12 protein-coding genes and 2 pseudogenes are annotated in these 13,671 nt (G+C 41.0%); 6 read left to right on the top strand and 8 right to left on the bottom strand.

What is annotated here, in order from left to right; translation table 11 throughout:
* Window positions 1-56: 56 nt before the first annotated feature.
* Window positions 57-425: pseudogene (locus AB6D93_RS12265) on the top strand (FGGY-family carbohydrate kinase); the annotation flags it as partial.
* A 99-nt stretch (window positions 426-524) separates the two neighbouring features.
* On the opposite strand, the gene AB6D93_RS12260 reads toward AB6D93_RS12265, so the two are convergent.
* From AB6D93_RS12260 to AB6D93_RS12230, 7 genes are all read right to left on the bottom strand, one after another.
* Window positions 525-893: a RidA family protein gene (locus tag AB6D93_RS12260; protein WP_372050162.1), complete on the bottom strand. Its 369-nt coding sequence runs from the start codon at window positions 891-893 to the stop codon at window positions 525-527.
* On the bottom strand, window positions 865-2,325 hold the full coding sequence (locus AB6D93_RS12255) for an NAD(P)/FAD-dependent oxidoreductase (RefSeq protein ID WP_065584207.1): 1,461 nt from the start codon (window positions 2,323-2,325) through the stop codon (window positions 865-867). The genes AB6D93_RS12260 and AB6D93_RS12255 overlap by 29 nt, the downstream gene beginning before the upstream one ends.
* Before the next feature lie 11 nt (window positions 2,326-2,336).
* Window positions 2,337-2,633 carry a (2Fe-2S)-binding protein gene (locus tag AB6D93_RS12250; protein WP_372050161.1) on the bottom strand — a complete coding sequence of 99 codons (297 nt, stop codon included), beginning with the start codon at window positions 2,631-2,633 and terminating at the stop codon, window positions 2,337-2,339.
* Window positions 2,617-3,714 (bottom strand): FAD-binding oxidoreductase, encoded by a 1,098-nt coding sequence (locus AB6D93_RS12245; protein ID WP_065584205.1) that lies wholly within the window; start codon window positions 3,712-3,714, stop codon window positions 2,617-2,619. The genes AB6D93_RS12250 and AB6D93_RS12245 overlap by 17 nt, the downstream gene beginning before the upstream one ends.
* A gap of 57 nt (window positions 3,715-3,771) precedes the next feature.
* Entirely contained in the window at window positions 3,772-4,746 is a 975-nt protein-coding gene (gene dctP / locus AB6D93_RS12240; protein ID WP_372050160.1) for a TRAP transporter substrate-binding protein DctP, read from the bottom strand.
* A 64-nt stretch (window positions 4,747-4,810) separates the two neighbouring features.
* Window positions 4,811-6,109, bottom strand: coding sequence for a TRAP transporter large permease (locus AB6D93_RS12235; RefSeq protein ID WP_017065559.1), 1,299 nt, complete (start codon window positions 6,107-6,109; stop codon window positions 4,811-4,813).
* Window positions 6,106-6,594, bottom strand: coding sequence for a TRAP transporter small permease (locus AB6D93_RS12230; RefSeq protein WP_017065560.1), 489 nt, complete (start codon window positions 6,592-6,594; stop codon window positions 6,106-6,108). The genes AB6D93_RS12235 and AB6D93_RS12230 overlap by 4 nt, the downstream gene beginning before the upstream one ends.
* Before the next feature lie 112 nt (window positions 6,595-6,706).
* On the opposite strand from AB6D93_RS12230, the gene AB6D93_RS12225 reads away from it, so the two are divergent.
* Window positions 6,707-7,633, top strand: coding sequence for a LysR substrate-binding domain-containing protein (locus AB6D93_RS12225; RefSeq protein ID WP_065584204.1), 927 nt, complete (start codon window positions 6,707-6,709; stop codon window positions 7,631-7,633).
* Between the two features lie 372 nt (window positions 7,634-8,005).
* Here the strand turns inward: AB6D93_RS12225 and AB6D93_RS12220 are convergent, their stop codons facing one another.
* On the bottom strand, window positions 8,006-8,179 hold the full coding sequence (locus AB6D93_RS12220) for a hypothetical protein (RefSeq protein WP_372050159.1): 174 nt from the start codon (window positions 8,177-8,179) through the stop codon (window positions 8,006-8,008).
* A 1,370-nt stretch (window positions 8,180-9,549) separates the two neighbouring features.
* Here AB6D93_RS12220 and AB6D93_RS12215 point away from each other — a divergent pair.
* From AB6D93_RS12215 to AB6D93_RS12200, 4 genes and pseudogenes are all read left to right on the top strand, one after another.
* Window positions 9,550-9,738 (top strand): AlpA family transcriptional regulator, encoded by a 189-nt coding sequence (locus AB6D93_RS12215; protein ID WP_065584203.1) that lies wholly within the window; start codon window positions 9,550-9,552, stop codon window positions 9,736-9,738.
* Window positions 9,739-9,946: 208 nt separating this feature from the next.
* Window positions 9,947-10,153: a hypothetical protein gene (locus AB6D93_RS12210; protein ID WP_122046649.1), complete on the top strand. Its 207-nt coding sequence runs from the start codon at window positions 9,947-9,949 to the stop codon at window positions 10,151-10,153.
* A gap of 312 nt (window positions 10,154-10,465) precedes the next feature.
* A pseudogene (locus AB6D93_RS12205) lies at window positions 10,466-10,621 on the top strand (HNH endonuclease); the annotation flags it as partial.
* Window positions 10,622-10,774: 153 nt separating this feature from the next.
* Window positions 10,775-13,663, top strand: a complete 2,889-nt coding sequence (locus tag AB6D93_RS12200; RefSeq protein ID WP_372050158.1) for a UvrD-helicase domain-containing protein — start codon at window positions 10,775-10,777, stop codon at window positions 13,661-13,663.
* Window positions 13,664-13,671 lie beyond the last annotated feature (8 nt).

Below are 13,671 nucleotides of genomic sequence, written 5' to 3'. Positions count from 1 at the left end.
ATGAAGCCTTTTTTCTATCTAAATAAACAAGTTAGCTCTTAAGATCCTGTCTATGTATTGCTTTAGGTACACGTCATATCATTGAAGTGATGAACGAATCTGGATACGAGATTGATACCATTATGGCTTGCGGTGGTGGTACTAAGAATAGTGTATTCTTACAGGAACATGCTAACGCCACTGGCTGTATGATTTTGTTGCCGGAAGAAAGCGAAGCGGTATTGCTGGGCTCTGCAATGCTCGGCTCTGTCGCCGCTGACTTCTACAGTGATATCCCAGACGCTATGAATGCCATGAGTCGCATCAGTAAGAGCGTAATGCCCCAAACTGAAAAGATTAAGCGGTTCTATGACGCGAAATATAAAGTATTCCACAAGATGTATGAAGATGACGTGGAGTACAAACGCTTAATGGGAGAGTTTTAGACAAGCCCTTATATATTTCAAAATGTAATTTATGGTTCTGTTAACGGTCTAGTTCAATAACTAGACCGTTAACACATGGACTTCACCGGTGGATAATCGCTACAAATTTTGAATATTGGTTTTGCGTGCTGCAATCACAAGTAGCTCGACCTTGAGTTCAGGGCTAGCGAGCTTCGCTTCACCACAAGCACGCGCAGGTGCGAACCCTTCATCAAACCATTCATCCCATACTGTATTCATTTCATTGAAATCGCTCATATCAGCTAGCCATACTGTGACCTGTAAAACATGCTGACAATCACTTCCCGCTTCAACAAGAAGGCTTTCTACTCTTGTAAGCGCTTCTTTAGTTTGCTCTGTAACGCTTGTACCACGGACTCCGACCTGACCACATAAATATATTGTGTCGTTATGGGTCACAATTTTGCTCATACGTTGATTAGTATGCAGTCTCTGTATCTTGCTCATATTTAATATTTCCTTTTTTATATTTTTTAATAAATGAACTCTTTGCGGGGGTGAGACTTGCTAGCTCTCCAAGTTTCAATGGTTTAATAGGGTTGCGTAGTCGGTAGTAGCCTACTTTTTCCATTGAAATGCCGACTTTGTCACTAATAATATGGGCCACCGTTGATCCGCAATAGCGTCCTTGACACGGGCCCATGCCACAGCGAGTGAACGTTTTTATTTGATTAATCCCACAGGCTCCCTGATCTACGTGATCGCGGATTTGTTTTGCTGTTACTTCTTCACACCGACAAACGATCGTTTGGTCGCTGGGGGTGAGGGCTTGCTTAGGTGGGGTATACAGCGCATCAAGAAACGGTCGTACTGATAGCTCTTTGTTTATTATTGCTTTTATGGGGTTATCGTTATTTTTAGTTATGAGATTACCGTTAAGCTCAAGATCTTGCAGAGTTTTTTGTGCGACGAGCTCACCTTGTAATTCTGCAACGATTGCTCCTCCAATGCCCCCGCTGTCGCCAGCAACAAAGACACCGTAACGTGAACTCATGTTGTTACTGTCTAACTTAGGCTTCCAGCAAACTTGTAATGAATCCCAAACATGTTCCAACCCCATAGCGCGAGTGAGTTGGACGTTAGGAATCACTCCAATATGTGCTAAGACAGTTTCACCTTTAAGATCGACGGTTCTTCCTGAGCTTTGAAAGGTTAAGCCTTCTAAACGTTGGCTACCTAGTGCTTCAATGTGAGTAGAAGATGTATAGCGCTTGATCCCAAGCTTATGAATCTTGGAAAGGAGCGTTAAGCCTTTGGCTATGTAATTGCGTCCTTGCCATGCATTCAACCAATATCCGGCTGCTTTAAAGTAACTTGCGCTTTGCTGAGTATCGACAATGGCCTTCGGTGTAGCGCCGGCATCGCTCATCTGTACGGCGAGTAGGTAGAGAAGGGGACCTGTTCCAACCAAGATTGCATCTTTAGGGACAATGCCTGATGTTTTCATCATGATTTGGCAAGCCCCAGCTGTCATCACCCCTGGTAGTGTCCAACCTGAGAATGGGAATGGTCTCTCAATTGCCCCCGTTGCTATGATGATTTTTTTCGCGGTCGCTTTTTGAGCTTTCCCATCGCGACTCCAATAAACCGCGTTGTCCGAATCAATTCGCCATAACGTAGCGCCAGAGAAATAAGAGATGTTAGCTTGGTTAAAAGTTTTAACGAGTTCGGCACCTCTTAAATAATCTGGCCCGAAGATATGTCCGTGTGGGTGACCTGATTCTTGTATGGCTCTATAAATTTGGCCTCCTGGTTGAGCTTGCTCGTCGATAACCATGACATTTGCTCCCGCAATAGCGCATTGAACTGCCGCAGCCATTCCTGCAGGCCCAGCTCCGATCACACACACATCAAAATTCATGTTTGATTGTTCTAGCATGAAACCTCCTATTACATTGTTTGTCGGCGAATTTTCATGCCGTCTTTAATCAAATTCATGCAAGCTTGAACGTTAGGTTCTCCATCGACTTCAACGCGGCACTCAAAGCAACTACCCATCATACAAAACGGTGCTCTTGGTGAGCCGGATTGAGGCGTTGTACGAGTATGATCTAACGTTGCTGCTAGCAATGCTGCAGCTATGGTATCTCCGTCATACGCCATGTAATATTGACCTTCCCATTCAAACTGAATTGATGCTTTCTCTTTATCCGAGGCAAGTCGTTGGAATCTAGAATCTGTCTTCACTGAATACCTCCAAATCTGGTGCGTTAGTAGATTGCTCAAGCCAATGCGGTAACAAATAACTATGGACTGCGGCTAGTGTAATACCGCTGTGGCAACTCACTAGGTAAGCTCCTGGATGTGTTTTTGATTGTTGATATATTGGTAGGCCATCAGGTGAAACGATCCGAGTCGCACCCCAACTTCGAATTAGCCTGGTGTGCTCTAAAAATGGATAAACAGCAATCGCTCGCTCAGCTATAGCAGCTGTAGTTTCGATGGTGTCATTGTTGTCAAATCCAGCATTTTCCTTAGAGTCTCCTATCTGGATACCACCTTCATCTACCTGGCGAATAATACCGGAGGGGCGCTTCATCTTTTTGGGGAGCTTTTCAGTGATTAAAACTTGTCCTTTTTGAGGAGAGACTAATGCTTTGAAGTTGAGTTTTGGGCCTAATTGAGCTGCTCCTAAACCTGCAGACAAAACAACTTTGTCGCTAGAATAAATCCTCCCATCTTCTAATGTGACTTGAAACGTTCCCGACTTATCTTGGTTAATATCAGACACATTCGTTCCAGTAATTAAATTAGCACCGAGCTTTCGGATCGCTGCAGTATACGCATTGAGTAACTTCAATGGATTGACATGACCATCTTCTGCTCCGTAAATTGCACCGACGACGTCAGGGCCAATTTCGGGCTCCTCCTGTATTAGGCGTTTGCGATCCCAAATTTCATATGGATGGTCGCTATTCAATTGCTTACGTAGGTGCTCATACTGCTTAGCTTTAGCCATTAATTCTTCTTCACAGAAGTGGAAATCGTATCCCCCTTCTTGCACTAGGTTAAGCCTATGTCCGGTAACGTTTTCTAATTCTTCTGCGAGCTCTTTCCATAACTTTACAGATCGGCGAGTCCATGCTGCATAGTGAGGTGCGTCGAGCCCTTTACTCGACAACCAAACCAAGCCAAAATTGCCACGAGATGCACGATGATCGAGGTCGCCGCCATCCAGTACTGTTACCTGATGACCCGCTTTAAGAAGGCCATAAGCTAGTGCGCAACCCACAATTCCGCCACCGACAACAATATATTCCGGTTTCATAACATTCTCTTATGCTTTCGTTGAGGGGGCAGGGGTGCCCCCTTTGGTTGGTGTTTCTTAATTAAGCGCTTTGTCTAAGATTGGCTGGCTCCAATCAGAACCGATATCGTCAATAATTTGAGGCCATACTGTAGCGCGTACTTTGTTAGCTGTTTTGCTCAACTGACTTGGAGTCATTTCTATGATTGTTGCACCAGCTTCTACCAGTTTTTGTTCATTGGCTTTCTGGTCTAGTTGTGCAGCGCCCCAACGACGGTTTTCAAATTGAGCTGCGGCTGTTTTGAGAGCTGCTCTCTCTGCTTCATCGAGATCTTCTAAGCGCTCAGAATTGATCATCAGGTACCAGATTTCGAAGTGGGTATTGAGAGGAATATAGGTTTTTGTTACATCACGGAATGAAGCGTAATAGCCTTCAGCTCCAGAACCAATAACACCATCAACTACACCAGTTTGTACTGCCGTAAAAGCTTCTGAAAAAGGTAGGGGTGAACCAATATAGCCGACGTTATCTGCTAATAACTGGAAACTCTTGATCGGTGGTACACGAAGCTTAATACCTTTGGTTATATCGGGATCACCAGCACCAACTGCATTACGGTTTAACGAAATTCCTCCAAAGTAAACAGGGTAGGCTGCGAGCAATGTTATATCTTGTTTAGCAAATAGCTCTTCCATTGCTTCGCGTACTGGTGCATTTGAACCGTAGATATTTTGAGCTTCTTGCCAATCGTTTGCTAAGAAAGGTAATAAACCAATTTGCATTCTACGGTCGGTAGATGTGGAGGCTGGTTGCAATGCCATATCAATTGCACCAATTGAAATTCGTTCCTGTACTAACGTGTAATCACCTAAAGCGTTAGCAGCATAGACTTTTAGTTTAAGGTCGCCATCTGTCGAGGCTTTTAGATCGTTGCTTAACTGCTTGATGTCATTATCAACTACGGTACCTTGTGGGCGTACATGACTGATTTTTAGCGTTGTAGCATGTGCAGGGAAAGTACTTAGGGCGGCGGCCATAAGTGATGCCAACATAGTGACATTCTTTATTGTTTTTAATGGTTTTAACTTACTTGTTTTTAACATTGTTAATTTCCTTTTAATAACCAAACATAGTAGGGAGGTACAGAGATAATTCTGACCAAAAAGACGTAAGAATTACGACAGGTAGATACCCAAATAAAATGAGTAGCATTGCCGGCCCAACAACTTCAGAGAATTTTACGTTACCAATGCGAGCACCAAGGTATAGGATTGACGCATATGGTGGGGTCACTCCGCCCATCGCGGTATTGACTCCCATGATTGCAGCAAATTGAATTGGGCTGATGCCAATTGCCGTCATTAGTGGCAAAAGCAAAGGCGCTATAAGAATGATTGCAGTCAAATCGTTCACGACCATACCAACGACAAACAACAACAGATTAATAAAAATTAGTAATAAAAATTTGTCATCAGTAATATTGAAGATAGCTTCAACTAATTGTTGGGGGATTCCTTCTACAACAAACATTTGGCTAAGAATTAGACTGAATAAAATCATAAACATGATAGATCCAACCGCTGTTGCAGACTCTTTGCCGGATTCTAATAATGTCTTCCAACTCAATCCTTTATAGATCATAAAGCCGACTGGAACAGCATAGATAACAGCAACTGCCGCAGCTTCTGTTGGAGTCATAATGCCGCCATAAATACCACCAAGGATAATTACTGGCATCAATAAAGCAGGCACCGCGTTAAATGTTTGGCTAGAAGCTTTCTTAAACATCTCTGGTAAGCTCAGCTTGTCATCTAAAACAAGTGGGAACTTACGAGCCATAAACATATTGATTGCGGCAAAGTTGAACGTAACCAACAATCCAGGACCAAGTGTCGCGAGGAAACAAGCCAGAATTGATGTGTCAGTAACCCAACCATAAACAATCATTGTCACGCTTGGCGGAATGAGTAGACCTAATATTGACGAGTTAGCAATGAGTGCTGTCGCATAAGCTCGCGGGTAGCCTCGTTTTTCCATCTCGGGGATAAGAAGTGGCCCGATAGCCGCAATACCAGTTAATCCGCTTCCAGAAATGGCACCGATAATCGCGCAACTAACAGAAGCTACGATACCTAGACCACCGCGTATATGACCGACAAATACGTTCACAAAACCTAATAGACTAGCAGCGATTCCACTTCTACTCATTATGGTTCCTGCCAATACAAATAGGGGAATAGCCAACAAAACGGGGTTCATTAATTGCCCAGCGCCCCACATCATGTTGCCTTTCATCGACATGTCACCGGCAAAACTCATGACCATCAGTGCACCGCCGAAACAAAATGGAAGGGGAACGCCGAGAGTCAGTAGTATGACTAAAACTGAGACGGCTAATAGAGCGACTTCAATCATTGTTTCACCTTATTTACGAAAGACGATGGAGTTCTAAGTTGGTTAACCAGCTTTACGATATGTATGGCAATAAAAAGTGTGATCAGAAGAAGTCCGATGAATACGGAACATTCATGATAAAAAGTAGGTATATAGAGAGTGGGGCTTTCTTTCCATACGCGCCAAGCGTACTTGACATAATCCCATGCCCAGTAAGTAAGCCAGCTCGAAATAATAAAACTTATAATTTCGCCTACTAGTGCCAAAATTGTGTGCCCGCGTTCACTTTTGATGAAAATTTCTAAGACATTTGCTCGTATCTGAGAGTCTTCTCTTGAAGCATTAACTGCCCCAAGCATATATAGCCAGATTGTAGGAATGACCATTGATTCTTCGAGTCCCATAATTGGGACCTCAAAAATATATCGTGTCACGACCTGAACAAATTGCATTAGAGCTACTGATGCAATTAAGGCCGTGAGCAAGTATCGAAATTTTTGCTCCACTGTATGTTTCCTTATTGTTGTATTTGTAATTATTTGGTTATTTTATTGGTGACAATCAATAAAAACAAATTTAAAATTACTCTAAAGTCATAAATTTTACTTATAGGGTGTCATGAGCAATCTTTCGATAAAACAATTAGAAACGTTCCGTGCTGTAATGCGTTCGGGATCGGTGACTGTGGCTGCAAAAACTTTATGCCGAACTCAACCTGCAGTGAGCTCTATGATCGTAGGTCTTGAGAAGGAGCTAGGGTTGACACTTTTTGAACGACAAAAGGGGCGTTTAATCCCCAACCCTGAAGCATATTTTTTGCTAGAAGAAACTGATGCGATTTTAGAGCGTTTAACGCGTTCAACGCAGTTAATGGCAGAAGTGAAAAACCTCACTAGAGGGAAGTTACGTATTGCTTGTATGCCTGCTGCAGCATTATTTTTTATGCCGCACGTTATTGCCGAATATGTAAAGGACAGACCTGAAGTAGAAGTATCCATGATGATGCGAAGTTCTACTATTGTTCAAGACTGGATTGCATCTCAGCAGTACGATATAGGTTATTCAGAGCTGCCTAAGGACAGAGATTCATTTCATGTAGAACCTATACAGCTTGAGGGAGTGTGTGCATTACACAAGGATCACCCTTTAGCGAGTAAACCGCTCATTACTCCAAAAGACTTAGATAATGTTCCACTAGCAGCGCTGTTTACCCGTCATTCAGCAAGTGAACACACAAGACTGTTATTTGAAGAACATAACGTCACTTATCGACCTAGATTTGAGCTACAGAACTACATCTCTGGTTTTGAGTTTGTCGAACAACAGCTATGTGCTTGTATCTGTGACCCCATCAGTGCAGCTAGTTACAAACTATATAAAGGAAATCAAGGGAACGTTGTATTTCGCCCCTTTGCTCCAGCTATAGCTTATGATCACGCAATACTGACACCTGCTCACAAACCAATGTCAAAGCTTGCTGAGGTCTTTGCTTTAAATATCCGACAAGCAGTAGATGCATTTGTGTCTGATATCAATGATTTTTGACCCGTTTAATGTTCGCATATTTAAACGGTCACAATGAATAATGAAATATAGGTCCTAACGATTTTTTTAACATAGAAACACCCCAATAGTTAGTTTCTTTCTATCACAACTATACTTATACTTTATTTCCAAAAAATTTCTCCCAGAGAACAGTACAACCATTAGTCATTTTTGTGGTAAATATTTCCGAGTGATAATGTATGATTGAGTGAATGTCTATGATCCTCTTCGTATATGGAGTCGCCATTGGGTGAACTCCTTTTAGGTTTTGATAAGTAGAAATAGCCTTTCCTATATTTAGAGTAGAGGAATAAAGAATAAATTATAATTACTGAAAACCACATGTTACCTCCTTAATTGGTGCGTTAAGTATCACTGATTTTTATTTTTAAATTTAAAATCCCAGATGTAATGAATCATAATGGCCAATGGTACTAATATGTCAAGTGGTGTAAAACCACCAGAAAAAGCCCATCCTAGGAACAAAAGTACGATAGCTAATGTGAATAAAATAAGTTCTTTCAAACCGTCAAGTATGTCCTTCATGCCCTTTCCTTAATTAACCTAGCAATATAATCACAATAACATTAAAACTGTAGTTCCAAAATCCCCGCTTAGTTTTTAGATATATTAAAAACCTTTGAAAAACGGATAAAACAAACAGGGAACGATGCAAAACCGTGCTCTAAATGGTGGTTTCGACCTTTTTTTAAACATTGTAGCAGGACGGAAACGCTTTAAATTTAGTGGAGGAATACCTTTCGTTCTAGCGAATGCTAGGAACCAGTAGAATGTGCCACGTTCAGTTGTTTGGCCCTTTAGTCAGTTTCTAAACCGATCAAGATGGAGCAACAATCACGTAGTACAAAAAGTCATGCGATTTAGTACTAGTATCTATATAGTACAAAAAGACATGTCTTTTTGTTACTACATTCGTTAAGTAGTAGATTTAATGAAATTAACTTTACTGCTTTTTTGTAGGCAAAAATGACAATGCTTTTCTAACGGCTTTAGGTAGTACAGCACAAAGGTGGCACCTATGATGTGAGTGATGTTGCCCAAATTTCTGACTGCATTTAAGTGAGAAAGTAAGTCTCCTATACTGAGGTGGTTGAGTTGACGACATTCAATTGGATAGTTACTCAAGTAATGTATTGTTTTCCTTCAGCGCGATACCGCAACAAGGTAATCGCCAAAATTATTATTTAAATCATTCGAGAGCGATATATTTATCTCTTTGATATACGATCTGTGTTTAGTTCTATATGCCGACAATGTTTTAATTGAACATGTAATGAAATAGTTGAAGTCAATTCTGTATTTTCAACTGATTGATTATAAGTACTTGTGTTGGTTTTATTGGTGATTTTTTACCAGAAATAATGCTAGGTCGACTTACTAGCAACAATTAATTTCGTTGCTTAGTAAAATACTTTGTTCGTTTATTTATTGGGAAATATAATGTTTAATTAGGGCTTTGAACAAGCAAACATAAAATTTCATTTAACACTTCGGTTCGTGGTTCGTCGAACCTACGCTTCATTTAATAACGTTCTCCTCGGTTTAAATTTAGATTTATTTTGTGATGTACGTCTCATCTATGACTAATTATTGCATTGGTAAATGTCGTAACTCTATCTCATTTTTTCGTAATCAGTTTTAAATTTCTTTTAAAACAATTGGTTATATCGTGATTTTAGTATTCCTGATATGTGTATCACGCATTTAGGAAATTTTGCACATAGTTTTATGCTGGTTTTATTTGGAAGTTAAAAGGAAACCATCACGATGCTCAATGTACAGATTAAACGCCAGTTAGTTTTTTCCTTAAGTCAGTTGTGCGAAGAATACCGGCAGTTAAATACTGTAAACAGTACTTAATTATTGGAAAGCACTACGGTGTACAGGTGATTGATATGGAAGATTTAAGAGTATTGCGCTTAGAAGAAGTTAAGCAAATTGTCGGAGTTAGCAGAAGTACAATTTACAGCTGGATGAAAGACGGGCATTTCCCTGAAAGTGTTTCACTAGGGCCAAGAAGTGTAGGGTGGTTAAGCTCTGATATATCTGAGTGGATTCAGCATCGTGTTGGTTGTAACAAGTAAAATGGAGAGCTTCTTCGCACTTGTGACCGACGTGCGAAGAAGCTAATTCTAGAGCAGATAACATTTACAGTTATGGAAAGCCATTTCTCCTTTACGCATACCTTCGTATGCAACTACTTTGATCGTTTGAGTGGTGCTACATGCTGATTTTGGAAATAAATAAGACATGCTAGTTTGGGTGTTCTATTAACTGAGTTAAAGGTTCACTATGCAGGAATTATTCTGGAAAGTTGTTTTTTCGCTAATGTCGTTCGGTAGCATAGCTGCAATTATAGCTCCGAATGTGCCAAAGCCTTTTTACTGGCTTGGATGGCTCTATATTTTTCTTATGCTAGGTGTTGGTGTTGTTACTATCTATGCAGAGAAAATTATGGCTTGGTGTAATAAAAAGCTGGATATTAATAAAGATGAGTAAACGAGACGGACAGATGGTTAAGCTCTGATATATCTGATTGGATTCAAAGTCGAACTGAGGTCAGGAACTAGATACTGTCTCATTTGGCGTTTGCTTGACCCCTTAGGTTTGATTAGATTATGCGGTGTTACGCTCAAAGGCAGAACCCTGGTTTGATACCGTAATGACGCACAGCAACCCAAGTCACAATTATTAAGACTTAATCATCATATCCAACCGACTCATGTATCAACGAATGAGATTGATATATGGGTCAGTTTACGTCTGAAAATACCTCCTGTTACAACGAAAACACTGTTGTAGATAAAGCGTTTTATCTCCTTTGATGATAACGGAAAGGTACTTATTTCAAGCTACTTGGAGTCTCCGGATATGATCGGTTTAAAGGAAGATATGGCATTTAGAATCATGCCGGATCACAGACCATACCTTCGTTATCATCGAGGCGAGTTATTTAAAGGACGCTAATTGAATTCTTGCTCAATACCTTCAGAGGGCTCTGGGTAAAAGTCAGAGCTCTATTCCCTTCAATACCGATGTAGATCACTATAGTTCATACTTTGTCATGTAAACTACAGTTGCATATAACGTTATCATTCCAACTTTGCGATTGTATTTTTAATGACGAAACTTCTCCTCAAAACCAACTTTTTGGCACACCTTCTTGGCAAGCGACAACAGGTAAACGTTAACGAAGACGGTATTACCATCTTCAAAGACAATATAAAAACGTTGTACAAGTGGGATACGATAGTTGCTCCTCCAGTAGCCAAATTAGGCTTTTCAGGTGGCGTTTTGTCGTTTGAAACAAATGACGTCGGTTTGTCCGTTCCGATGTTGAGCTACCTATTTGCACATCGACACAAACACACTTTCTTTCCTTTTTGGGCCAACAGTAGCGCTCAGAAACTGATTCCATTTTTGGACCAAGTGGAAAACGCCTCTGCTGTAAGTTTTATTAGAACGTCTGAAACTCAAAGCTTTCAAACAATCGCAAATAAAGAAGCGAAAAGGTGGAAGGGGTGGCGCTCAGCTTTAGGGTTAAGCGAACTAGCCCAAAAGGTCGCTCAGACACTCGATGTAATTTGTGCCTGGAAGCCGTCAGATATTGAGAATATGCGAGATGCCTACGTCCAAAAGCAGTTAACAGAATACGGAGTGTTTTTCGACAACGTTGAATCTAACCCGTTAACAGAGAAGCAGAGAATCGCTTGTATTACAGATAACGACAACAATCTACTTTTAGCCGGAGCGGGTACCGGTAAAACGAGTGTTATGGTTGGTAGAACTGGGTATCTGATTAATAGTGAACAAGCGACTGCAAATGATATCTTGCTACTGGCTTATGGCCGTATTGCAGCTAAGGAAATGGACGAGCGCATCAAAGACAAACTGGGTTTTGATGACGTGAGAGCCAGCACCTTCCATAGCTTGGGTATGAAAATTATCGCTGAAGTTGAAGGTTCAAAACCAAACCTATCCCCATTTGAAGACGACATTAAAGCTAAATCAAAATGGATGAACGATAACCTAGAGCAACTCATGCTTGATGATGGCTACCGTGAGTCTTTACTTGAGTACTTCAGCTCGTATTACTTTGTTGATAAGAACCCTTTTGAGTTTCAAAGTGAAGGTGAGTATCTACAGTACTTAACTGATAATGACATCCGTTCGTTGAAAGGGGACCAGGTAAAGAGTTACGGTGAGGTTGTCATTGCTAACTGGTTATTTAGAAACGGAATTAATTATGAGTATGAGGCGAGCTATCGATTTGACGTAAGTACAGATCAATATCGTCAATATCACCCAGACTTTTATTTACCAGACCACGATATTTACATTGAATACTACGGTACTGATGAGCACGGTAATACAGCCCCGTGGATTGATAAAGATCGCTATCAAGAGTCGATTGAATGGAAACGCCAAACGCACAAGCAATACCAGACTGGTTATGTTGAGGTGTTCTACCACCAACATAAAGTTGGAAAGCTTCTTCAGGTGCTTGAACATAAATTGTTGGAGCGTGAAGTCGAATTCAACCCCATCCCGCCCCAGGATTTACTTAATAATCTACGCCAGTTAGGCCAAGTAACAGAATTGGCTAAATTGTTTAGTGCTTTGGTGGATATGTACAAAGCAGCTTGTCTTGATGATGTTGCGATAGAGAACGTCATTAGAAATTCAATCGATCCTAAGCAAACAGAGAAAGCATTAGAGCTGTTGTATCCATTACACAATCGGTATGAGCTGTTTCTTCGTAAAAAGCAGTGGATAGATTTCAATGACATGATCAGTAAAGCATTGATGTATGTCCAAACCGGACAGTTTGTTTCGTCCTGGAAATACATTTTAGTAGATGAGTTTCAAGACATCTCAGAGCCCAGAGCTAGGCTAGTCAAAGCGTTGCGTGATTCACTGCCTGGTACGTCACTATTTTGCGTTGGGGATGATTGGCAGGCTATCTATCGCTTTAGTGGCGCGGACGTAAAGCTGACTACTAATTTTGTTGAGTATTTCGGTGCGACTTCGGAAACAAAATTGGATTTAACGTTTCGTTTTAATAGTGCGATTGGAGATGTGGCAACGCAATTTGTCACCAGAAACCCAGTACAAATTAAAAAAGACATTCAGTCCCTTATTAAGGTTAACAAGCCTGCTGTATCGATCCTCAGACAAGGCAGAAATGAACAAGGTGTATCTCCCCTAGAAAAAGCGCTTAATGCTGTTTTGGCTTGCGTTCATACCTCAGGTAAACCAGCGCAGAATAAGGTGTATCTCCTAGCCAGGTTTTGGCATCAAATGCCTGATTATACTCAGCTTCAAGAAATTAATAGACAATACCCATCACTACAAATTACCTGTCAGTCATTCCATGCCTCTAAGGGTAAAGAAGCTGACTATGTAATCATTACGGGATTAACAACGGGTAAGCACGGCTTTCCGTCTCAAAAAGTAACCCCTCCGCTGGTGGACGCGTTATTACCTAAAGGTGATGATTACGAATTTGCTGAAGAGAGACGTCTTTTTTATGTTGCTTTAACCAGAGCAAAACATAGAGCGTACCTATTAGCTGATATGACTGATGTCAGTGATTTTGTTGTCGAACTCATAAAGAACAAATACTTCGTAGATACCGATGAATTTGATGCATCGTTTGTACAGAAATTGTTTGAACAGATTTCTTGTAGCAGCTGTAAAACAGGAATATTGAAAGAGCGCGTTAGTCGCTACGGTAAGTTCTTGTCTTGCTCTTTCTATCCTCGCTGCAAACACAAAGAAACCCCTTGTAGCCAGTGTGGCAGCCCAATGAGCAGTACAATTAAGCCTGGCTTTCAGGAATGCATTAACGAAGAGTGTGGCGACATTCGACCGCTCTGCAAGCGTTGTGGGAGTGAGATGAAGCTAAGAAATGGTAAGTACGGTCAGTTCTGGAGTTGTTCGACATATAGAAAAAATGCAGATAAAAATTGTGGATATACACTTAACTGTACCGTTAATGAACTTTGATTGGGGCT

The sequence above is a fragment of the Vibrio sp. 10N.247.310.23 genome (assembly GCF_041467155.1).
GTDB classification, from domain to species: domain Bacteria; phylum Pseudomonadota; class Gammaproteobacteria; order Enterobacterales; family Vibrionaceae; genus Vibrio; species Vibrio crassostreae_C.
Note: the sequence above shows the minus strand (reverse complement) of the source record. Positions and strands in the feature narration are given on the sequence as shown.